This is a genomic window from Lactiplantibacillus plantarum (genome assembly GCF_014131735.1).
Taxonomy (GTDB): Bacteria; Bacillota; Bacilli; order Lactobacillales; family Lactobacillaceae; genus Lactiplantibacillus; species Lactiplantibacillus plantarum.
In genome coordinates this window covers 1,181,621-1,203,955 of the sequence record NZ_CP039121.1, presented here as the reverse complement: position 1 = coordinate 1,203,955, position 22,335 = coordinate 1,181,621, and the positions used below count along the sequence as shown (strand labels likewise).

Annotated in this window: 23 protein-coding genes; 14 read left to right on the top strand and 9 right to left on the bottom strand. The window is 46.2% G+C overall.

From position 1 onward, the window contains the following. Positions 1–7: 7 nt before the first annotated feature. On the bottom strand, positions 8–1,585 hold the full coding sequence (locus E5260_RS05520) for a peptide chain release factor 3 (protein WP_003643227.1): 1,578 nt from the start codon (positions 1,583–1,585) through the stop codon (positions 8–10). A 297-nt stretch (positions 1,586–1,882) separates the two neighbouring features. Between E5260_RS05520 and E5260_RS05515 the strand changes: the two genes are divergently transcribed. The 4 genes from E5260_RS05515 (at position 1,883) to E5260_RS05500 (ending at position 7,169) form a co-directional block, all read left to right on the top strand. Beyond that, positions 1,883–3,205: a dihydrolipoyl dehydrogenase family protein gene (locus E5260_RS05515; RefSeq protein ID WP_003643226.1), complete on the top strand. Its 1,323-nt coding sequence runs from the start codon at positions 1,883–1,885 to the stop codon at positions 3,203–3,205. A 170-nt stretch (positions 3,206–3,375) separates the two neighbouring features. Further along, positions 3,376–4,272, top strand: a complete 897-nt coding sequence (gene gnd, locus E5260_RS05510) for a phosphogluconate dehydrogenase (NAD(+)-dependent, decarboxylating) (protein WP_003643225.1) — start codon at positions 3,376–3,378, stop codon at positions 4,270–4,272. A 15-nt stretch (positions 4,273–4,287) separates the two neighbouring features. After that, the gene (locus E5260_RS05505; protein WP_003643224.1) at positions 4,288–5,802 is read left to right on the top strand and encodes a gluconokinase; all 1,515 of its coding nucleotides are present in this window, start codon (positions 4,288–4,290) and stop codon (positions 5,800–5,802) included. An 11-nt stretch (positions 5,803–5,813) separates the two neighbouring features. Further along, on the top strand, positions 5,814–7,169 hold the full coding sequence (locus E5260_RS05500) for a gluconate:H+ symporter (RefSeq protein ID WP_003643223.1): 1,356 nt from the start codon (positions 5,814–5,816) through the stop codon (positions 7,167–7,169). 164 nt (positions 7,170–7,333) lie between these two features. Here E5260_RS05500 and tagD read toward each other — a convergent pair whose 3' ends face one another. Both tagD and E5260_RS05490 read right to left on the bottom strand, forming a co-directional pair. Then, on the bottom strand, positions 7,334–7,732 hold the full coding sequence (tagD, locus tag E5260_RS05495; RefSeq protein WP_003643222.1) for a glycerol-3-phosphate cytidylyltransferase: 399 nt from the start codon (positions 7,730–7,732) through the stop codon (positions 7,334–7,336). A gap of 52 nt (positions 7,733–7,784) precedes the next feature. Next, positions 7,785–8,978, bottom strand: a complete 1,194-nt coding sequence (locus tag E5260_RS05490; RefSeq protein WP_003643221.1) for an AI-2E family transporter — start codon at positions 8,976–8,978, stop codon at positions 7,785–7,787. 163 nt (positions 8,979–9,141) lie between these two features. Here E5260_RS05490 and E5260_RS05485 point away from each other — a divergent pair, with 163 nt between their 5' ends. From E5260_RS05485 to E5260_RS05480, 3 genes are all read left to right on the top strand, one after another. Further along, complete coding sequence (locus E5260_RS05485) at positions 9,142–10,068, top strand: L-lactate dehydrogenase (protein WP_024971708.1); 927 nt, start codon at positions 9,142–9,144, stop codon at positions 10,066–10,068. Between the two features lie 223 nt (positions 10,069–10,291). Then, positions 10,292–10,741, top strand: coding sequence for a hypothetical protein (locus E5260_RS15465; protein WP_033607709.1), 450 nt, complete (start codon positions 10,292–10,294; stop codon positions 10,739–10,741). After that, positions 10,742–12,730 carry a serine hydrolase domain-containing protein gene (locus tag E5260_RS05480; RefSeq protein WP_003643218.1) on the top strand — a complete coding sequence of 663 codons (1,989 nt, stop codon included), beginning with the start codon at positions 10,742–10,744 and terminating at the stop codon, positions 12,728–12,730. Positions 12,731–12,839: 109 nt separating this feature from the next. Here the strand turns inward: E5260_RS05480 and E5260_RS05475 are convergent, their stop codons facing one another. Together E5260_RS05475 and E5260_RS05470 are read right to left on the bottom strand one after the other, a co-directional pair. Then, positions 12,840–13,034, bottom strand: a complete 195-nt coding sequence (locus tag E5260_RS05475; protein ID WP_003645953.1) for a type II toxin-antitoxin system Phd/YefM family antitoxin — start codon at positions 13,032–13,034, stop codon at positions 12,840–12,842. A 153-nt stretch (positions 13,035–13,187) separates the two neighbouring features. Continuing rightward, positions 13,188–13,565 (bottom strand): helix-turn-helix domain-containing protein, encoded by a 378-nt coding sequence (locus E5260_RS05470; protein WP_025015710.1) that lies wholly within the window; start codon positions 13,563–13,565, stop codon positions 13,188–13,190. Between the two features lie 175 nt (positions 13,566–13,740). On the opposite strand from E5260_RS05470, the gene E5260_RS05465 reads away from it, so the two are divergent. Next, positions 13,741–14,472 carry a C40 family peptidase gene (locus E5260_RS05465; RefSeq protein ID WP_003643215.1) on the top strand — a complete coding sequence of 244 codons (732 nt, stop codon included), beginning with the start codon at positions 13,741–13,743 and terminating at the stop codon, positions 14,470–14,472. A gap of 212 nt (positions 14,473–14,684) precedes the next feature. Here E5260_RS05465 and ntdP read toward each other — a convergent pair whose 3' ends face one another. The 3 genes from ntdP to E5260_RS05450 form a co-directional block, all read right to left on the bottom strand. After that, positions 14,685–15,233: a nucleoside tri-diphosphate phosphatase gene (ntdP, locus tag E5260_RS05460; protein ID WP_003643214.1), complete on the bottom strand. Its 549-nt coding sequence runs from the start codon at positions 15,231–15,233 to the stop codon at positions 14,685–14,687. A 97-nt stretch (positions 15,234–15,330) separates the two neighbouring features. Continuing rightward, positions 15,331–16,134: a recombination regulator RecX gene (gene recX / locus E5260_RS05455; protein WP_003645955.1), complete on the bottom strand. Its 804-nt coding sequence runs from the start codon at positions 16,132–16,134 to the stop codon at positions 15,331–15,333. A gap of 32 nt (positions 16,135–16,166) precedes the next feature. Next, positions 16,167–16,925 (bottom strand): competence protein ComK, encoded by a 759-nt coding sequence (locus E5260_RS05450; RefSeq protein WP_003643212.1) that lies wholly within the window; start codon positions 16,923–16,925, stop codon positions 16,167–16,169. 234 nt (positions 16,926–17,159) lie between these two features. Here E5260_RS05450 and E5260_RS05445 point away from each other — a divergent pair, with 234 nt between their 5' ends. The 4 genes from E5260_RS05445 (at position 17,160) to E5260_RS05430 (ending at position 18,522) form a co-directional block, all read left to right on the top strand. Beyond that, positions 17,160–17,708, top strand: a complete 549-nt coding sequence (locus E5260_RS05445; RefSeq protein ID WP_003643211.1) for a sigma-70 family RNA polymerase sigma factor — start codon at positions 17,160–17,162, stop codon at positions 17,706–17,708. A 47-nt stretch (positions 17,709–17,755) separates the two neighbouring features. Continuing rightward, positions 17,756–17,938: a hypothetical protein gene (locus E5260_RS05440; RefSeq protein WP_225442998.1), complete on the top strand. Its 183-nt coding sequence runs from the start codon at positions 17,756–17,758 to the stop codon at positions 17,936–17,938. A gap of 114 nt (positions 17,939–18,052) precedes the next feature. Next, on the top strand, positions 18,053–18,265 hold the full coding sequence (locus E5260_RS05435; RefSeq protein WP_003643209.1) for a DUF1659 domain-containing protein: 213 nt from the start codon (positions 18,053–18,055) through the stop codon (positions 18,263–18,265). Positions 18,266–18,294: 29 nt separating this feature from the next. After that, positions 18,295–18,522 (top strand): DUF2922 domain-containing protein, encoded by a 228-nt coding sequence (locus E5260_RS05430; RefSeq protein ID WP_003643208.1) that lies wholly within the window; start codon positions 18,295–18,297, stop codon positions 18,520–18,522. A gap of 101 nt (positions 18,523–18,623) precedes the next feature. Here the strand turns inward: E5260_RS05430 and E5260_RS05425 are convergent, their stop codons facing one another. Next, complete coding sequence (locus tag E5260_RS05425) at positions 18,624–18,929, bottom strand: hypothetical protein (RefSeq protein ID WP_011101326.1); 306 nt, start codon at positions 18,927–18,929, stop codon at positions 18,624–18,626. Positions 18,930–19,796: 867 nt separating this feature from the next. Here E5260_RS05425 and E5260_RS05420 point away from each other — a divergent pair. Then, a complete protein-coding gene (locus E5260_RS05420; RefSeq protein ID WP_003643206.1) occupies positions 19,797–20,465 on the top strand; it encodes a sugar transferase in 669 nt (222 codons plus the stop codon). A gap of 437 nt (positions 20,466–20,902) precedes the next feature. Beyond that, entirely contained in the window at positions 20,903–22,324 is a 1,422-nt protein-coding gene (locus E5260_RS05415) for a flippase (protein WP_013355414.1), read from the top strand. Positions 22,325–22,335 lie beyond the last annotated feature (11 nt).

The window sequence follows — 22,335 nt, the reverse complement described above, 5'->3', positions numbered from 1 at the left end:
ATAAATCCTAGAGCTTCGAGGTCAGCTTGACATCCGGATACTTATCCGCAAACCAGCGTTCGGCAAAGGCATTTTCGAATAAGAAGAGCGGTGCCCCGTAACGGTCCTTGACCAATAGATTCCGCGAACTAGACATCTTTTCATCCAATTGTTCGGGATCGATCCAACGGGCAGTCTTGCTACCCATTGGTTCCATGACAACTTCCGAATTATATTCATTTTGCATCCGGAATTTGAAGACTTCAAATTGAAGTTGACCGACTGCACCGAGAATATAGTCACCCGTTGAATATGAAGTGTACAACTGAACGGCACCTTCTTGAACCAGTTGTTCAATACCTTTATGGAAGGACTTCTGTTTCATGACGTTCTTGGCTGTAACGCGCATGAAGAGCTCCGGCGTAAATTGCGGTAACTTTTCGAATTGAACCGCATTTTTGCCAGCGTAAATCGTATCTCCAATTTGGAAGTTACCTGTGTCGTAGAGGCCGACGATATCGCCAGCAACGGCAGTTTCCACCGTTTCACGGGTATCGGCCATGAATTGCGTAGAGTTGTTTAAGCGCATCTTCTTACCAGTCCGCTGCAAGACCACGTCCATCCCCCGGTCAAATTCACCAGAACAAATGCGGACAAAGGCGATCCGATCACGATGGTTCGGGTTCATGTTGGCTTGGATCTTGAACACAAAACCGGCAAATTCATCGTCGGTTGGCTGAACGACTTGGTCATCACGAGTCTTATGAGCAGCGGGTTTAGGCGCATACTGCAGATACGTCTTCAAGAACGTTTCGACCCCGAAATTGGTGAGGGCGGACCCAAAAAATACTGGCGTCATGTCTCCCGCCATTACTTTAGCTTCGTCAAAATCATTACCAGCTTCGTTGATCAATTCGACTTCATCCAACGTGTCACGATAAATACTGTCCTTGGTCAATTCATTACTAGGATCAAGCTCACCGTTCTCGTCTAGTGGTAAGAACGTTTCGCCATGAGCTTCATTATGATAAAGTTCCACACGGTGATTGTAACGATCGTATAAGCCCTTTAAGCCCTTACCCATACCCATTGGCCAGTTCATTGGATAAGTTTCGATTCCGAGGACTTCTTCGACTTCGTTCAACAAGTCCAATGGTTCGCGACCATCACGGTCCAACTTGTTCATGAACGTAAAGATCGGAATGCCCCGCATCTTACAAATTTGGAATAACTTCTTCGTTTGTGGTTCGATCCCCTTAGCCGAGTCAATGACCATGACAGCGGAATCAACCGCCATCAAAGTCCGATAAGTGTCTTCCGAGAAATCCTCATGTCCGGGCGTGTCCAAGATGTTGATCCGTTTGCCATCGTAATCGAATTGCATCACGGAACTCGTTACTGAGATTCCCCGCTTCTTTTCAATTTCCATCCAGTCAGACTTGGCAAAGTTCCCACTTTTACGGGCTTTAACCGTTCCGGCCTGACGAACAACGCCACCAAACAATAACATTTGTTCCGTAATGGTGGTTTTCCCGGCATCCGGGTGAGAAATAATCGCAAAGGTACGCCGGGTATTGACCGCGGCGGTTAATTCTGTCTTATTCATTAAAAATTCCTTTCATCATAACCTGTATATTCAACGTGCACGGTGGTACCGTCCCACCGTAAAAAAACATAGCCTTACATATTTTACTGATATTTGACCAAAAAATCCAGTACCACCGACTATCTTGCACCGATTCGGTGGAAATTCACTTAACAAAGTCATGACAGACCAGTTGCAATCGATTTCAGGGCCATACTTTTAAATTAAGGCCGCGTTTTATTTGGCATGTTAAATTAAGTTGTGTACAATGTATTTGTTTTTAAATAACTGTGATTTGGGAACGAGGAGGATTTTAATATGTCAGAAAAATTTGACGTTGTATATCTAGGTAGCGGTCACGGAACGTTTGACGGGGCCATTCCGTTAGCGGCTCGTGGCAAAAAAGTAGCCGTCATTGAAGCTGATTTGATTGGTGGTACCTGTCCTAATCGGGGTTGCAACGCTAAAATCACCTTAGACCAGCCGGTAGCATTAAAAAATCAAGTTGCTAACTTCCAAGGATACGGTCTGCGTGGTGAACCGACGATTGATTGGCAAGCCAACTTCGACCACGAACGCGACGTCATCGCCGGCTTACCAGATATGATTGCTGGCTTAATGACTAGTGCCGGCGTGACCCTCATCAATGGCCGCGGAACGTTCGTCGACGACCATACGATTCAGGTGGCGGACAAGACGTACACCGCCGATAAAATTGTCATCGCAACAGGTCAGCATCCACATCGTTTGGACATTCCCGGAACCGAACTCGCCCATGACAGTAACGACTTTTTGAATCTAACCACTTTGCCACACCACATCACCGTGATTGGTGCCGGCTACATCGGACTCGAATTCGCCAACATGGCACTAACAGCCGGCAGTCAGGTCACCCTACTCATGCGTGGTGATCAAGCGCTTCGTCAATTCCACCAACCATTCGTTGAACGATTATTGGCCATTCTCGTGGAACAAGGTTTAGTCCTAAAACGTGAATGGGTGCCAACTGCGATCAAGTCGACTGGTGACCACTTCGAAGTCCTCAGTGCGGATGACAAGGTTACAACGGACTGGATCTTAGATGCGACGGGCCGCCAGCCAAACACCGCAAACTTAGGACTTGAAAAAATCGGTGTGGACTACACAGCAGCGGGAATCACCGTCGATGACCACTTGCAAACGAGTGTCGCTGGCATCTACGCATCCGGTGACGTTCTCGCCAAGGATCAACCAAAATTAACACCCACTGCTATCTTTGAGTCGCAATACCTGACCCACCTATTCATGGGTGACACCAATGCCCCCATCAAGTATCCGGCCATTCCATCGGTCGTCTTCACGTCCCCACGATTGGCCCAAGTTGGTACACTTCCAACCAGTGACACTCATGATATCAAAGTTACCGTCAATGATTTAAAGGATGACTGGTTCCGGCAGACAACGCGCGATGTCACCGGCCATAACTTACTCGTGACGGATGACCAGCACCGGTTGATTGGTGCAGCTGAACTCGGTGAACAGGCCGAAAATACCATTAACACGTTGCTACCAGCGATCCAATATCAATTGACACCGGCGCAACGTGAACAACTCGTGACCCTCTTCCCAAGTATCGGCGCAGCCGTTTGGTCAGCAATTTAACAAATTTTTTCTTGGCAATCAGGCCTGTAAAACCGGGCTTGGTTGCCATTATTTTCAGTCTAATGAAAATAATTTACAAATATATGGTTGATTTATGTAAATAGTTTTATTACAATGTAAGCGAATACAAAAAGCACTTAATATTTTTCATATAAAAGAGGGGTTTCATCATGAAATTAGGATTGATTGGCTTAGGTAAAATGGGAATGAACTTAGCGTTGAACATGCAGGATAACGGGCACACGCCAGTGGGAATGGATCTTAACCCCACTAATCTTAGTACCGCCAGTGCTCACGGGTTGGCGACGGCCACGGATCTCACCAATTTGCTTGACCAGTTGCCAACACCACGGATCGTGTGGATCATGGTACCCGCTGGTAAGGCAACCAACAGCGTTATCGAACAGTTAGCCCAGACTTTAAGTGCAGGTGACATCGTCCTCGATGGCGGTAATTCGCACTATCAAGATAGTATCCGCCACGGCGAATTACTGGCAAGTCACCACATCAACTTCTTAGACGTCGGGACGTCGGGCGGTCAAGCTGGTGCACGCCACGACGGCAATTTTATGATTGGTGGCGACCCCGCCACTTTCCAAGTCGTCGAACCACTATTTAAAGCGATTGCCGCTCCCGATGGGTATTTGTACACCGGCCCTGTTGGCAGTGGTCATTACCTGAAGATGGTCCACAACGGAATTGAGTATGGTATGATGGCAGCAATAGGTGAAGGCTTTGACGTTTTACAGCATAGTCAGTTCACTTACGACAACGCGGCCGTCGCCAAAATGTGGAATAACGGCTCAGTCATTCGCAGCTGGTTAATGGGCTTAGCTCAAGATGCATTCAGCAAGGATGGTAATCTAGATGACATCAAGGGTGTTATGCATTCATCCGGTGAAGGTCGCTGGACCTTAGACACGGCCCTAGACCAACAAGTCGCCACCCCGGTCATTGCGATGGCCTTGATGATGCGCTACCGTTCAGAAACCGATGACACATTCACTGGTAAAGTTGTTGCCGCCCTACGTAACGAGTTTGGTGGCCACGCTGTCGATCACGAATAGGAGGAACGAAGCACCATGACTTACCTTATTGGAACTGATTTAGGAACGACAAGTACCAAATCCGTCTTGTACGACCACCAGGGTCACGTAATTGCGAGTGCCAACGTTGGCTACCCACTCTATCATGATACCGTGACCACGGCCGAAGAGGACCCGCAAGAAATCTGGCAGGCAGTCCAAGCGACCATCCATCAAGTAAGTGCTGGCATTGATCCCGAAGACATCGAAGGAATCGCCTTTTCATCCGCAATGCACAGTTTGATCCTACTTGACAGTCAGAAACAGCCGCTGACCCGGGTCATCACTTGGGCAGATAACCGGGCCGCACAAGACGCCGCTGAATTGAAAAGTCAACCCCTGGGCGATCGCCTATATCACCTTACGGGAACGCCGATTCACCCGATGAGTCCCCTGGTTAAGCTTCACTGGCTTGCCCATCATTCACCGGAATTACTAGCACAAACCTGTCACGTGGTCGGAATTAAAGAATACTTGATTTACAAAATGACGGGCCAACTTCAAATGGATTATTCAATGGCCAACGCCACTGGCCTATTCAATCTTTATAACTTCGATTGGGAACCTGTCGCGCTCGACTATGCACACATCACCCGCACGCAGCTACCACCATTGGTCGATACCGACGCCGTGATCGATGGACTGACACCAGTCGCAGCATCAACCCTGGGACTCGCACCCACAACGAAAATTATCATGGGTGCAAGTGACGGTGCCCTTTCAAACTTGGGGGTGGGGGCTGATGAACCAGGAGTTGCGGCCATTACGATTGGCACTTCCGGTGCTGTACGGGTGATGACGAAACAACCATACTTGGATCCTGAAGGTCGACTATTTTGTTACTACGTCGCGCCGCACCACTGGATTGTTGGTGGGCCGATCAATAACGGTGGTCAAGTCTTCCGGTGGGTCCGCGATGAGCTCTTCACTACTGAAAGCCAAACCGCCCGTGCGAATCAACAAGATCCATACGACCAATTGACAGCGCTTGCCGCAACCGTTCCCGTCGGTGCCCACGGACTCTTATTTCACCCCTACTTAAGTGGTGAACGCGCGCCTCTCTGGAATGCGGATGCCCGCGGCTCACTGCTGGGCGTCACCACGACCACGACCAAAGCCGATATTGCGCGTGCGGTCTTAGAGGGTATCGTGATGAACCTGAATACCGTCCTACAATTGACGGCAGCTGCCGAACCAGTTCATGCGATTCGGGCCACTGGTGGCTTTGCCCGTTCAAGTTTATGGCGGCAAATTTTGACTGACGTATTGGGACAACCCATTACGATTCCAGCAAGCTTCGAAAGTTCCTGTCTAGCAGCGGCCGTGATTGGACTCAAGGCACTGGGGCATATTGATGATTTAACCGCGATTCACGCCATGATTGGTGCAACCGAGACTTATCAACCCAACGCCGCCAACCACCAGTTATATCATCAACACCAAGTCGTTTTTGACCACGTAACGGCGCAATTGGCACCGTTATATCACGAAATTGCTACTCTAAATCGTTAGGAGTGTCCACTATGCCATTTGTTGTTCTTACACTCGGCATCCTACTACTATTACTATTAATTATTAAATTCAAGCTGAATACCTATATTGCACTGATTGTTACGGCCGTCGTCGTCGGAATCGGACTAGGGATGCCATTAACTAAGATTGCTACTAGTATTCAGAACGGGATTGGCAGTCAACTGGGTGAGTTAGCACTAGTCTTCGGCTTCGGTGCCATGCTCGGCCGCTTAGTGGCCGATGCTGGTGGTGCTTACACGATTTCCACGACACTACTGGATATTTTTGGGCGCAAACGGCTACAAATTGCCATCGTAGTCGCCTCATTTATCATCGGGATTGCCCTCTTCTTCGAAGTCGGGATCGTCTTGTTGATTCCAATCGTCTTTGCCATTGCGATCGAAGCACAAGTTCCCGTTCTCTATCTGGGGATTCCCATGGGCGCCGCATTATCTGTCACTCACGGGTTCTTACCACCGCACCCGGCACCAACTGCAATTGCGACGACGCTAAATGCGAACGTGGGTCATGTGCTACTATTCGGGATCATTATTGCGATTCCAACTGTTTATATCGCAGGCCCGCTCTTTTCACGCTGGGCGCAAAAGATGGTTCCTGACGCATTCACCGGTAAACCACACCTGCCACTTAGCAGTAACAAACGTCAATTCAAAGTATCTGAAGCACCCGGGTTTGGACTCAGTGTCTTAACGGCGCTCTTCCCCGTGATTCTGATGACAATTACCACCGTCTACGAATTGGTCGTTGATCACGGTGTGACACCTAAAAACCCGTCAACCCTTGACCAAATCATTCGTTTGATTGGGGCACCCGGAATTGCCATGTTAATTTCACTATTATTCGCCCTCTGGTCAATGGGGATTCACCAACACAAGACCAATAAGGCCATCACGGCCACCATCGAAGATGCCACTAAGTCAATTGCCATGTTATTACTAATCATCGGTGGGGGTGGCGCCTTCAAACAGATCTTAATTGATGGGGGTGTTGGTAAGGCCGTGGCCCAGTTGTTCAGTGGCAGCAGCATCTCACCACTGATTCTTGGCTGGCTAGTCGCTGTCATCTTACGGGTCTCACTCGGCTCCGCTACCGTAGCGGCCCTCACGGCAGCCGGCCTAGTTGCGCCGTTAATGACGCAAGCTGGTATCGACCCCGCCCTGATGGTAATTGCCATCGGCTCTGGGAGTGTCGCCGCTTCTCACGTGAACGACGCTGGTTTCTGGATGTTCCGGGAATACTTCGACCTGACCGTCAAGCAAACGCTGCTTACATGGACGATGTTAGAAACGATCATCGCTGTCTGCGGTCTCGGAGGCGTGTTGGCGCTCAACGCCATCTTCCATTAAGCCCTTTGAACTGGCTGAATGCTAACTATAATCCGCATCGAACCAGTCCATGGTCATTTAGGCGTGACTTACTAATAACTGTTAATTAAAACACCGCTGTTACGCAGCTTGAAGTTGCGGGTAACGGCGGTGTTTTGTGACTGATAAATCATCTAGCTTAGTGGTTAATCCTTGGATTGCATCCCTAAATCGTGCTTGATACGCGTCGATGAGATGCCTTCAGTACGGGGCAAATAGACCACCTCGCAGTAGTCTTTTAGAAAATCAAACTTGCCGCGCCAATCGTCACCCATCACGAAAATATCAATATCGTTATCAACGACATCCCGGATTTTTTGATCCCAGCTTTTCTCAGGTAACACTTCATCGACATAGCGAATGGCTTGCAAAATATACTTACGATCCTCATACGAGGTGTACGCATGCTTACCCTTCTCAGCATTGAATTCGTCGGTCGAGACGCAAACGGTCAAATGATCGCCCAAGGCCCGTGCACGCTTAAGCAACCGAATATGGCCTTTATGCAACAAATCGAATGTCCCATACGTAATTACTTTCTTCAAAAAATCACTCCTTATGCCACGTTCAAGCTTAATTCACCAATTATAGCACAGACTACTTTTTTGATTTAGTGGTCGTCGTCAAGTCTGCTTTAGTCGCCTTAGCAGGTTGCGGCTGATAGACCGTCGTTTGCTTACGCAAGTGCTCCTCATTTCGTAACTCGACAATATTATAGAGGTAAATAACCACGGTCCGGACCACAGCATAGAACGGAATCGCTAAAATCATGCCAAGAATTCCGGCAATATTTCCCGCTGCTAGTAATAAAATAATGATCGTTAACGGGTGGATTTTGAGTGTCCGCCCAATAATGTTGGGATAGATTAAGTTCCCATCAACCTGTTGAACAATCACGACTACGATAATCACGTACACTACCTGCATCGGTGACTTGGTGAAGGCCACGATGAGTGATGGCGCGATCCCAATGTAAGGTCCTACGTACGGAATAATGTTCGTCAATCCAGCAATCACGCCAAGCAATAACCCGTATGGTTGCGAGATCAACATGTAGCCAATCGCCGTAAACGTCCCCACGAAGAGACACTCAATAACCTGACCACTGATATAACTAGAAATCGTGTCGCCCATCTTTTGTAGTAAACCAATGACTTCAGGCCGCTGTTTCTTCGGTAAGAACCGACTGATAGCTGGAATGAATTTCTCACTATCCTTCAACATATAGAACAATACGACTGGAATCGTAATTGCCATAATCGTCACACTCGTAATCGTGGAAATCACCGTAACAACACTACTTGATAATGATGACAAAAAGTTCTGAGAATACTTACTGATTTCACCATTGAATTGCTTGGTGTACGAGCTAATGTCAATTCTTTTCAGTACCGAACTATTATTGATCAGCTTAGTAGCGGCTTTTTGCATCTCAGTGGCAATACTTGGTAGGTTATAAATCAGTTGTGTCACCTGACTGACTAACCGTGGCAATAGGGAAACCGCTCCCCACACCAGTAACCCGAATAATAGCACAAATACGATAGCCACAGCTCCGGTTCGAGAAATCCGAAACTTCTTGTAATGAACCTTAGTCAACAACTTGACCAAGGGATTCAACATATAAAATAAAAATCCTGAAATCAAAATTGGCATGAACACGACACTTAAAAACGTGCCGATTGGCTGAAACAAAAAACCAATGTTCGTGCAGACCCAGATCAAGGTCGCCACAATCAAAATTTCAAGTGACCAAAATAACAAGGCCGAATCTTTTAGGCGCTTAAACACTCGCGCTCCTCCCTTTCTTGGTGCAACTATTAATGCGTTAATTATACCCTATTTCACTTAGTCCGAATACGATTTCGATATTTCTCACAAAATCTATTTAAAATCAATGAGAATAATGGTAATTTAATTAATGAACGATAAACTTTCAAAGGAGCGCTACATTATGTCACGTAAAATTGCCATTATCGGAATGGGACACGTCGGTTCAACCGCCGCTCACTACATCGTCGCCAATGGCTTTGCCGATGACCTTGTCCTCATCGATACGAACACCAGCAAAGTTGAAGCAGACGCGCTTGATTTTCAGGATGCAATGCCTAATTTACCTTATCACACGAATATCATTATCAATGACTATAGCAGTCTCATTGATGCCGATGTCATTATCTCAGCTATCGGGAATATTAAGTTACAAGATTCACCAACTAATGACCGCTTCCTAGAATTACCCTTTACCAGCACACAAGTCAAAGACGTCGCTGCTAAAATCAAAGCCAGTGGTTTCAACGGAATTCTAGTCGTCATTACTAATCCCGTGGACGTCATCACGTCGATCTACCAAGCGGTTACCGGGTTGCCAAAGAATCATGTGATTGGGACAGGAACACTACTGGACTCTGCACGAATGAAACGAGCGGTCGCCAGTGCACTACACCTGGATTCACGGTCCGTGGCCGGCTACAACCTGGGTGAACACGGCAATTCCCAATTTACAGCTTGGTCAACGGTACGCGTGTTAGGTCAACCAATTACCAAATTAGCCGCTGACCGCGGTTTAGATTTAACCAAACTAGACGCCGAATCACGCGACGGTGGCTTCCGGGTCTTCCATGGCAAAAAATATACGAGTTATGGCGTGGCAACGGCCGCGGTGCGCTTAGCCAACACGGTCTTGAATGACGCCCTCACCGAACTCCCCGTTTCAAATTTCCGGGAAGAATACGGTGTATACCTTTCATATCCAGCCGTCGTTGGTCGTGACGGGATCGTCGAACAAGTTCAATTGGATCTCACAGACGAAGAATTGAAAAAATTACAAGTTTCAGCTGATTATATCAAGACCCAGTACGCTGAAAGTCAGACCGACTAATCAGCACTCAAATGTCAACGAACTAAAAATCATTATGCTAACCGGTTAATACGTATACAACGTATTAACCGGTTTTTATTTATCTACTCTGTCAAAACAACGTTAACTTAAAAAACACCGTATCTTGCCAAACCATGTTAGGAAGTTTAACGCCGATTCGAAAAACCGTGCAATTGTCGGATTACCGTTTTATATTAATGAGCAGCTAAAAGGGGGAATTAATTTGACGTTCAAAAAACGGGTATCCGCAACCACCATGCTGGCCTTGATCAGCTTCAGTAGTCTGGCACTTGCTCAACCGGCCACCGCCACAACTAGACCAGTTGACGGTCGTCTACGTACCAGCCACGGAGTCACAATCTATCCGCAATTGCCAACTAATCAACACCAATTACGGCGCGGCTACTTCACCCGCCAACCCATAAACACGGCTTTCAAAATCACTCAGCAGCATCGTGGCCTTGGTGGATTTTACTTTCACATCATCGGCAATCGTTTTAATGGTTGGATCGCCGCACGCACAGTAATGCCGCTCACTAAGCATTTGACAAGACAACAATTTAAAACGCCCGTCAACCGGGCAGCAAAATTGAGTATCCACACCACGACGCTGCCAATTTTAACCAACCGGCAGCTGCAACTGATCATGACTCATCAATTAAGTACGCGTTAAATGAATCAACTTCATCTACGTGTGGGCAAGCCCATCCGGACAACTCGTGGGCAATACATTCAAATCCTAGGACCACAGGGTCGGCATATCCGGGTTTCAGTCAACAAGATGCCATTAAGATTCACGCTGCCTACTTCGCACCAAAGTCAACATTTAATCACTCCAACCAAAACAGTTATGCCCCTTCACGCCAAGACTGGGAACACTTTAACAACGTCCAAGTCAGGCACGACTACTACGGGACAGTCCCAGAATCCTAACAACACTGTTAAATTTCGACACGCCGAGAACAACCCAGCACTAGCGCACCCCAACAGCCCAGCCGGACATCCCCAACATGTGAATGCACCAACACCAGTTACACCACCGAACCAGAAATCCACTTCAACACCTCAGGGAAATCATTCTATGGGAACACCAGTCAAACCATTAGCTAAGTTGAACGATCATCAAACCGTTCAAGGACCAGCGATAACCCAACCACACGTGACGATTCGGTTACATTCAAGTGCTGCCACGGCACCGACCCATCAAGCTCCAGTCAGTTCGGTAGCTACTCCGGCTAATGCTGCTTCCTCAGCCACCACAACTCAACCGGCAACCACAGCGGGGACGGTGCTTAGGCATCAGCAGATCCACACTAACCAGATTGCAACCGCTACGCGACCAGCAAGTCAACCTAGTACCAGCATAAGCCCTGTAAGTCAGGTGCCAATTAGGACCAGTGCAAACAGCACGTCAACACAAGTTAGTCAGGCCACTTCCACACAAACTGACCACAAAACTGTGACATCAGCGACTACAACACAATCGGTCGCCGTGACATCAAGTAAACCGACTGCAACTGGAACGTCTGTTGTTAGTCAGAACAGTGCCACACAACCTGCCAGGCACACCACAACGTCGGCGGTCACACCAGAGACAGTCGTAACCCCGACATCAAGCGCAGCGACTTTAACCGCAACATCGAGCACGTCGACTGTAACGGGCGCCCCCGGTACGACGCCAGTCAATACCGCACCCGTCACGAAATACACGGCCCAGCAAGCATTACAAGCCATCAATCAGCTCATGACCACTAATCATTTCATGGGCACCCTACTCCTGACTAACAATGGACCAGCGGGAGTCAAAACTTTGACTTTGGGCTCAGCTGATTTGAATCAGCACCTAGCCAATACCGTTGACGAGTCGTACCCACTAGCCTCACTAGAAAAATCAGTGACTGGTGCAATTATTCAGCATTTGATCAATGCAGGAAAACTGACAATGAACACAACTTTAGCTCACTTTTACCCGCAAGTACCCTATGCACAGTCGATTACGATTCGCCAATTACTCGACCACACTTCGGGGATTCAGATGGGCGAACCTGTCCCAGATCAGGCCTTGAGCACTGATCAACAAGCCATCGACTTCACATTGCAACATTTGACGTCTACTAACCAACACCAGTGGTCGTATTCCAACGCCAACTTCACCCTCTTAGCAGGTATCGTTGACCAATTAACGGGCCAATCGTTTAGTGCCAACCTCGAAGCTGATATTTTGCAACCACTCAACATGCAGCACACGTTCGTTTATAACCAAATACCAGCCACCGCTGTTCATCCGCTCCCATACACCTTCAGTAAAGGGGCCTCAACTCCCCGGTCAATTTCGACTAACTTACTGTCAAGCGAGCTTGGTTGTGGCAACCTCTATGCCAGTGTGGGTGACTTTTACACCTTCATTCATAATCTGCTCACTTCGGCTGGATTCCGAGAACTGGCCGCCAACTTACAACCCACCTATTCTGGCGGAATCTACTACCGTGACGATGGGACAATTCGCATTGGTGGTGCCGACAACAGTTTATATAGCCTCTATATCGGCTCCAACGACAGCAAAATTGCCATGGTCTTCTTTGCCAACCAGGCAAAATGGGCGACCATGAACACAGTCGGCGTTCAAATTGAGAAAATCTTAGCACAATCCGCACTATTATAGGTACTACGACTTGCAAAAAAAGGCACCACCGACATGACTATGTTGGTGGTGCCTTTAGCTTATTGGACTAAGCGAACCTTGACTGGCACGATTAGTTCTTTGTTATTATTTAACTGAATTCCATGTCATGATGATTCGTTTTGGCTAATTGACTGACAATCTGCAACCAGTCTTTCATACTAACCATTACCGCTGAATCTTGGGTGCTGGGATTTTCCACCTCAATGGTATCGTGGCCTTGATTAACAATCGTTAACAACTGGTTGATATTCTTTTTTGCTAATGCGGTAGTAACTTTTTTCATACGCCCATCTCCCAATCCGTTCCATAATTGTTGCCATTGTGCACCATTCATTCAAACCCGTCAAGCGCTGCTAGCAATTATTCAAGTAACTGAGCAATATTTTACACTAAGCAGGTCCCAGTTGCACCTAAAAGAACCGAGTTTTACTTAAAATTAAAGTCGCGGGGTCTTAAACATCGACTTCAAGACGTTTCTGATAATTTTCATCTGTTCATTAGTAATCGGCTGGCCGTCGTATTCAAACTGGTTTTTCTTGTTTTCAATCACTTTTTTAAGATCAACAGCAGCGGCATTGGTCGCCTTAGCTGTCGGTCCTTTATCCTTACCAACCAATTTGGTATAACTCGTACCGAGCACTTGAGCAACTTCCTTAAGCGTACCGACTGACGGCGTGTGCTTTTTCCAACTATAGATGGCACTCGCACTTAAGCCTGCTAAGGTCGCTACTTCCGCTAAGGTCAATCCATTTTTCTTGGCAAATTGCCGAATATTCTTAAGTAATTCACCGTTATCAATCTTCAAAAAAGCCAAGTTCGTCACTCCTATCGGTCAAGATCTAATCAATTATTGTTAATCCACTCAAGCTGTAGACATTACTTAATCGAACCGCAACTCATTTGCAACAACTTTGTTATAATGAGCGCTTATGATGGGGTCAGCGTTATTGAATGAGATGGACATGGGGATTTTCGGGGAGGAAATACATATGAAACAACGTCTTATCACACTGATTGTTGCTATTTTAGGCCTCACGGTGGAGCTTTGGCAAGCACCAAACGTCGATGCCAGCTCAACGAATCGCGTCATTAAAACCACTAATCTTACTAAAAGCGCCTACCTGACGAAGAATACTCAGGGCGGCTTCTATAACATGAGTGGTGCCGCAAATAATCTTAAAATCCAGAGTCGGGGAACGCTTCGACAATATGGTAATACCACTTGGTTTGTCACCCAACAACGGCAAATTCGTTTAGCTAATAATACCACGGCTAATTATTATTTTATAACGAGTGCTAATACCCGTGTTCGTGGCTGGGTCAAGACCGGCTCCCTCAAGAAGAGCACCAGATCTTTCACCAACCTCTATAACGTGGCCAAATCAAAACTTGGCCATCGCTATGTCTATGGTGCGGTCGGTCCGAACACGTTCGACTGTTCCGGTTACACTAAGTATGTCTTCCAGCAAGCTGCGCAGAAAACCTTACCACGTGTGGCCCAAGCTCAGTACCGACAATATCCCAAAATTTCCAAACAGCGCGCCCAAAAAGGCGATTTAGTCTTCTTTGGTAGTGGCACAGGTTCGATATCACACGTCGGTATTTATGTTGGTGGTGGAAAGATGATTGACGCTCAGGACAATGGTGTCAAAAATGAAAAAGTCTACGTTCCGTGGTGGCACGCGGTTGGCTATTCGCGGCCAGTCAACTTTGGCGCTTAAAAGTGTAATTCCTATTTTCACCCGACCCACAGAGGCGACTTGTGGGCCGCTTTTTATTGTCCTAATTATCATGACTTGTGTCAACCATGACGGCTGGTAATCATCTCTTATTATTCAATGTCGAGACGCAACCAGAACACAAAAGGGAGCACCCCAGCACGGAGTCACTCCCTTTGTACTTTAATTACGCCGCTGACAGACCGTCAGCAGAGCTATTGCCGACGTGATAATTCTTGATAGCGACTATACCAGATATCAATGTAGTCTTGTGAAAACGGGCCTTTTTTGTTTTTGATCCAATCAACTAAGACTTTCACATTTGCTTTTAAAATGCGATCAGTATCAGCCGAATAACGCCATTGGGCACCGTGTTCTTCGTACTCATCAACATCCAACAACCGCCGCTCACCATCGGGAAAGACTTTGACATCCAAATCATAGTCGATGTACTTCAAAGCCTCTTTATCTAACACGTATGGTGATGCTAAGTTGCAATAGTATGAAACGCCGTTATCGCGAATCATCGCCACGATATTAAACCAATAATGCTTATGAAAATAAACGATTGCAGGTTCCCGCGTCACCCACCGGCGACCATCATCCTCGGTGACTAGTGTGTGATCGTTACAACCAATTAGTACGTTCTCGCTTGTTTTGAGTACCATTGTATCGCGCCAAGTTCGATGTAAACTTCCGTCGTGCTTATAGCTTTTGATCGTAATGAAGTCGCCTTCCTTAGGTCCCTTAGCCTCGCGCGCCATATTAACCCAACTTTCTAAAATGAGGGTAAATTTTCATCGAATTTCATTAAACATTATACCAGATTTTTATGGCGTGCGGGCAGGTAATTCAACCTTTTCATTCATCAGCAACTTGTTCGTCGATAAATCGATTGATATCGTCCATCATGAAGCCCTTTTGAAACAGGCTGCGTTTCGTGCGCATCATGCGTTCACGAAACGCATACTTGCGATTGCGTTGCCACAACTTTGCCCCCTGTGCAACGAGGGCTTCCCACTGTTCATCTTCGTCGGGTTCTAATGCCAAACTCGCAATCGCGGCCGTAATCGTGTCATTATCAAAGCCCTTCGTCATCATACCTTGGCGAACTTTCTGTTGCATGGTCTTAAAAGCTTGGCGGTGATACCGTTTTGCCAGTTTACGCGCAAGTTCACTGGCATTATCGATCTGCTCTTCAGCACTAAACTGCCCGGCCAGCGCGTCATCAATCAGCTGCTCTCCCACACCCTTTTGTCGTAAGTTCTGCCGAATCACCCGTGGCCCCTTGTCACTGGTCCGTTTGGCCGTCCGCACAAAGGCATCCGCATACTGTTGGTCGTTCAATAACCGCAACTCACGTAATTGTTGCATCGTCGCGTCGATAACCGACTCGTCAATTTCTTCATCCCGTAACTTGTCATGAACTTCTTTTTCGGTACGCAACTGATGTGAGAGATAATCCAGCGCGCGCGTATACGCCTTGGAGACATCGTCCGCCGCAATCATCGCTGCTTGCAGTTGTTCATCAACTTCCATGCCCTTAAAAACGCGGAACTTGATCATCACCGACTCACTGATTGGAAAAGCGTACTGCTCGTCTAAATAAATGTTATAACGTCCAGCTCGCTTTTGCGCGACAATCTTCGTGACCTTCTTAGTCAACGACACCAACTCCCATCATTTAATCTTTACTCCTATAGTTTACCGAAAAATCGCCGCGTCAAACAACTAATTTCTCCAGGAAGTGCTAAGATGCCAAAGTGCTTTAAGACTTGGTCAGTATACGACTGCATCATCTCGTGATCCGTGTCCGCCATTGAAGGTACCGATTGATCGGGCACTAATCGCCGACGATGATGTTCCTGGAGCGCCGCTTGTAATTGACCAGCCTTCACAAGTTGGCGAGTGGCCACGCGCTCGCTCATATCCACTTGAATCGTAATTTGACCATCATAAACTAAGGCCGTCATAAATCCTTGAGCCTCGATATGATTCAAATAATGCCGATTGTACCAGCTGGTTGTTCCCCGTTTGGCCGTACTTAACGGCATCAGGATCGCATCACCGTGAATCACAGGTAACTTGTGTTTCGATAAACCGAGTTCACCGGCGAGTTGCTTGATCAACTGTGTCCCAGATAACCCCAGACGGCCAGCGTAATTCATCATGATCTGGCGCGTCGTCAGTTTTGTCTTGATCAATCCCCGTTGACGATCAAAGATTAGCGTATTTTCAACACATGTCAGGTGTTTTATGTCAAGTAGAAAAAGTGTCTCCAGCACGTCGATTGTGGCAAGTTCTGAGCGTTGCGCGATGACTAATAATCGTTGTGGCTGTCGGGTGTCCCAAGTACCAGCGTGGCACTGCCAAAAAGTGTTAACGTGATGTGGAACGTCAATATTTTGGTTCATAGATGGTAAATCCCCCTCAAAGTCGGTATTTCTCTCTAACATTCACCAGCCGAGCCCCCGCTGTCCGCGGTTATTTTAGATTAATCACATCATAACAATTACGTACAATCTAGGAAAGTGGTTGGTCTGTAATCTATCCAAATCTCATTGGAACATTAATAATGAAAATAAATCGTCACTTTTCAGTCCATTTTCACGACCTGCGTCAGTTGCGACCGCTCGCTACACTGGTATCAACCTTGGCCAAGGAAATCGCTCATAAATGGGGTTATTTAGATGCACGCTGACCGTTTTGATAATCAAATGGCTTTCGATTTACTCGCCCGACCCGAGCACCAACGTTTACTATACGGCGCTTTAAAAGCCGCCCAAGTCACCAAATACCACCCGCAATTCGAAGATTGTGTAACCGTGGCCCACCTGACTTGGCTGTCTGCTTACCAGAACTACGCGCCCGAATTGCCCGCTAATTTACCAGATTTTCGTAAATTTGCATTTCGCCGTATCAAGTGGCGAACTGTCGACTATCTACGTAAACAAACTTTGCGCACCCAGTCGCAAGTCAACTTGGAACACGCACTGCCCATTACCATTGATCCCATGACCGAACAAGAGACCCATTGGCAATTAACCGCCCTCTTAACAGAACTCCTTGTTCAATGTCGGCCAGGTGAGCGGATTTATCTCACCGAATTTTTTTTCGAGGAACAGACCGTTAGCAGTATCATGCGGCGCCACCAGGTCAGCCGCCGAACAGTCTACAACTGGCGGGCCAGTCTGCTCGTCAAGGCCCACAAGCTTTACCAGCAACAAACCACCAATTAACTAACAAGACTGTCGCAGTCTGAAAGGAACTCACGATGTATATTTGGATGAACACACATGTACTGCTCACAGTAACTAATTCTAACCAACGCCAGTTCCACCAACACTGGTTAGCAGGTCGCGAACTGACCGACAGCGACCTTACTAGCTTGATTACCATTCTGACCCCACTATTCGCTGAGAAGCTCATCAGTATTACCGTTCGAACCATCACCGAGTTTGCGGATTAAATGGGTGCTAGTCAAAAAAGTTTGGGCAAACCTTGCACAAATCGTCAGGCTCAACCGTCTGTATTAATGTAAGCTGGCCAGCCTACCACCACAAAATTCAAGGAGGAACTCATCATGACTAAAACTTGGTTAAAAGCAACCCTGACTGTTCAAACAACTACGGAATTGGACGAACAACGTAAGCAAACCTTTAACGCAATCGCCCAAGACGCAACTGACGAACAACTTGCCGCTTTTGGCAAGATCGTCGAAGTCTTGACGGGCGACCAGTTCACTGCCGCTAACTTGGCCAACGCCTACCGCTACGATCTACAACCCATCGCTTAACACACCCATAATAATAGGAGGAAGCGCCCATGAAAACTTTAGACTTAAGCTTTAAGACTAGCACAAACAAGGTTCACCACTTGAAGTTACACTACGCCAACGACAACTTGAGTAAAGACGTTGTTAGCAAGGCAATGGCGGACCTCGCTGCCACCAAGCTATTCGTGAAGGATGGCGAAAACTTAGTCGCCGAACCGCTTGCCGCTAAGTACGTCGAAACCATCGAGACACCAATCGTCACTGCACCAAAGGCTTAACCTCGCGTTACCTGCAATTACAAGAATCCCCGGTCAGTAATTGACCGGGGATTCTTTGGTTATCATTTAAAGTCGTCTTACTCTTGGCAATCACTTCAGAGCTAAATATCACAAGATAGCCGCATTGCCTTCGTCTCTTGACGGTCGACAGGGTAAATCTCGATAATAATACTGTTACCGACCGGATGCCAATCAATTGCTTTAACCAGTGCCCGCATAAACGTCCGCGTGATCTGAGTCTTGATTGAAATACCGCTACGCTCAATGTCATCATAGAAAATGACCCGTTGATCTAGCTTATCAACCTTAAAGTAGTAGTACGCATAATGGGCCGTCCCCCGTTTCAAAATTAAGTGGTACGAATTATTATAATCCGCGGGAAAAACCGTGATCCAATCGTCATTCATATCGGACATCCTTTTCACTTGAATTTGAGCTCTAATCTAATTGTACCTTGAACGGTGGTGAAAACCTAGAGGGAATGTGTGAGAAATCACGCGAGAAAGCCACCGTAGCAACCTAAAATTTGCCAGCTTACTTTCGAACGATGGGCCAATATCAGCAGCCATTGTAACCATAGCCACAAAAAGATTCATTAATTTGGACTATCTTCTACTTAATGACCGTGATAAGAACGAGCTCTTTACGCTTCATTCAGCTTATAACTTATTCTAACCGTATGTCTTAAATTACGCGATTGCTAGGTTAACACATAGTTAATGCTTAGCAAATATTTATTCACCAATTGGCAGAGTCATCACTATCATACCGTTTTTAGTACTATAATCACCTCAATTATTTTTTCATAGATTGATTCACTTTCCCCTCATATTTTATCCCGGTCACAATTATTAGGCCTAAACCCATAACTCATTAGAATACGTAGCTGATATTTTTTCTGTTCATTAACTAATTTTACGACGCACCACTTTTACTAACAGTTGCGCGCTTTTAAGTTGCTAATAATTGCAACTGGGTGAAATGCTGGTAAATTATAGTTAACCAAAGTTCAATTAGTCAAATCTAACCCTCAAAGAATTACAGCTTAAATATTGGTTTATTCCAGTACAATATTTGCTATAATGAGATTAGCAAGGCTGCAAAGTTAATCGTATCAAGCATATTTACTTGATAGCTATTTTGTACTATAATCATTAGGTTGTATCAATATGGTTCATACATAGTCAGTTTGTGGTAACCCGAACAGTAGTAATAGATTAACCTGGCTGTGATTTACGGGGGAAAATATTTAAAGGAAGCATAGGGTGTTACTTATGGAATTGAAGGAACGAGAAATCAGACCGATTACGATTGACGCCGGGCGTCAGCATCGTCGTTATGGTTATCGGTTCATTAAACGCGTGTTTGACTTTGTCGCTAGCCTCTTAGGCCTCATCATCTTATCACCACTCTTCTTGCTAATTGCAATTGCGATTAAAGTTGAAGATCCTAAAGGCGCCGTCTTCTACTCGCAGACACGGTTAGGTCGTGGCGAAGTCCCATTCAAGATGTATAAATTTCGCTCGATGGTTTCCAACGCCGATGAATTGTTGGAAAAATTACTTAAAGATAACGAGATTGATGGTGCCATGTTCAAAATGCAGGATGATCCCCGCGTAACTAAGATTGGGCGATTCATCCGTAAGTATAGCATTGATGAACTACCACAATTGCTAAACGTCCTTCAAGGCTCGATGAGCTTAGTTGGACCCCGGCCGCCATTGCCACGGGAAGTCGAAGAATATTCCGACTATGACAAACAACGGTTAGCCGTCAAGCCAGGTTGTACCGGTCTATGGCAAGCAACCGTTCGTAACAGTGTCGGTTTTGATGAAATGGTTAAGTTAGACTTAACTTACATTTCTAAACGGAGTGTCGCATTTGATGTCTACATTCTGTTCAAGACCGTGGTCATTATGTTCAAGCCTAATGGCGCTTATTAAACATAAAAAACAAAACGCGCAACCAAACTCAAGGGGGAATTTGGTTGCGCGTTTTTGTAACCCATTGATTTGAACACACCACGCACCATTCGCTCGCCATACCATCAAAATCATCTCCCCTCTCCTGCAATCATCATTGATTCCACGACCCTACCGGCCAAATTTTCAGTCCTTGATCATAAGTGCACACGAACACAACTCACTGGGGTGCTCCAAGTATTACGCCAGTCTCCCAATTTAATTATCGTTGATATAACTATGTCACTCCGCAGTTAATTAACAATAAAAATACTTTCTAATTTATAAAATAATAAGTTTGTTAATAACCAACCCTAGCCAGTTAAAACCACTATCAACCGGCTAATTGGCTGTGATACAATGAATTGAATGTTGAGAAATTCGACGTTAGACTGCTTAACTGCCACAAGGAGCCACTCATGCGAATCATAAGGAATTACTTTTATACAGCGGGGTATAACCTCTTAATTTTACTAACGCCCCTCCTAACCGTCCCGTATATCTCACGGGTCTTAGGGCCGACCGGCGTCGGTATCAATGCAACGACCAATTCGATCATTACTTACTTTCTATTGTTCGGAACGGTCGGTATTACAATTTATGGTAATCGCGAAATTGCCTTTATTCGCGATAATCGGGGGCAACGCTCACAAACTTTTTGGGAAATTGAAATATTACAGTTATTGACCATCAGTTGTGCTTATCTCGCCTTTTTAGTTTTTCTTTTTTTTGAGCACCAATTGCAAATTTATTTTTTCTATCAATCATTTTATATTATTGCGGGTGCTGTTGATATTTCTTGGTACTTTATGGGTCTCGAGGATTTCAAGAAAACCGTGCTCCGTAACATGCTCGTCAAGATTGCTTCTGTGATTGCGATTTTCATATTCGTGAAGACTCGGCAAGATACCGGAATCTACATTTTGATTTTAGCGGGCTCACAAGTTTTGGGCAATCTGACACTGTGGCCATACTTACGACATAGTGTCGAACGGCCCAACTGGCGTCAATTGAATCTCTTTCGGCATCTGCGGCCCTCATTAGCATTATTCGTGCCACAAATCGCCACGACGGTTTACCTTGCCTTGAATAAGACCATGTTATGGCAAATGGATTCGCTAACCGCCGCCGGATTTTATGATTACTCCGACAAGTTGATCAAGCTCGTTTTAGCGCTCGTGACAGCGACTGGAACAGTCATGTTACCCCACATTGCCAACCTCTTCATGAAGCAACAACTTGAACGCGTCAAACAATACTTATACATGTCCTTTGACTTTGTGCTCGCGATTGCGATTCCAATGGCTCTCGGCGTGGCAGCGGTCGCAACGACGCTCGCACCCCTATTTTTTGGACGGGCATTTGGGGCAGTCGACCGACTGTTGATGATTGAGGCACCCGTCATCATCCTAATTGGGATGAGCAACGTGCTTGGTCAGCAGTTTCTGCTACCGACTAAGCAGACTAAGACCTATACGATTTCCGTCACTATCGGGGCCCTCGTCAACATCGCTTGCAACATCCCACTTATTTGGTTTTGGGGCGTGGCCGGTGCCATGTGCGCCACTTTGATTTCGGAAGTTTGTGTCACTGGCTACCAACTATTCATCACTCGACATGTCTTGCATGCGCAATCTCTATTTACTGGAATTTGGAAATACACACTTGCTGGTGGATTAATGTTTACATTTGTATTTCGCCTAAACGTCACCATGACAGCTTCCTACTTAAACCTTTGTTTACAAATTGGTGTAGGTGTCTTATTGTATCTTGGACTGATATTACTATTACAACCGCCTGTATTACGCAACGCTATCAAATTACGCAACAATCTTCATTAACTTCATATGTC